This window comes from Rhizobium sp. 18055, from assembly GCF_902706285.1.
Classification (GTDB): domain Bacteria; phylum Pseudomonadota; class Alphaproteobacteria; order Rhizobiales; family Rhizobiaceae; genus Rhizobium.
Genome location: NZ_CACSKD010000380.1, coordinates 1 through 414 on the forward strand (window position 1 = coordinate 1; position 414 = coordinate 414).

Consider the following 414-nt stretch of genomic DNA (forward strand, 5'->3'; position numbering starts at 1 on the left):
CTGCCGCATTCTTCCAGCGCCACCAGCAGCCCGAGATGCCGGAAGCGCAGGCGCGACGTGATCGACGAGAGGCTGGGTATCACGGTGATTCCTCGGGGCTATCACCCCATGCGAAGCTTTCACTATGCAGCAATCCGGCCGGGCCGGAGAATCCGCGGCAACACAAGGAGACATGCGATGAAGTTGCTGCGTTTCGGCCCTCCGGGCCAGGAAAAGCCCGGCCTGCTCGACGCCCAGGGCGTGGTCCGCGATCTGTCCGCCCATGTGCGCGACATCGACGGCGATGCGATCGGGCCGGATGCATTGGCCCGGCTGCGTGCCATCGACCCGGCCACGCTGCCGGCCGTGCCCGGCAACCCCCGCATCGGCGCCTGCGTGGGCCGCATCGGCAAGTTCGTCTGCATCGGCCTCAAC

1 pseudogene is annotated in these 414 nt (G+C 67.6%); it reads left to right on the forward strand.

The features are described from left to right. Positions 1-177: 177 nt before the first annotated feature. A pseudogene (locus GVL52_RS32395) lies at positions 178-414 on the forward strand (ureidoglycolate lyase); the annotation flags it as partial.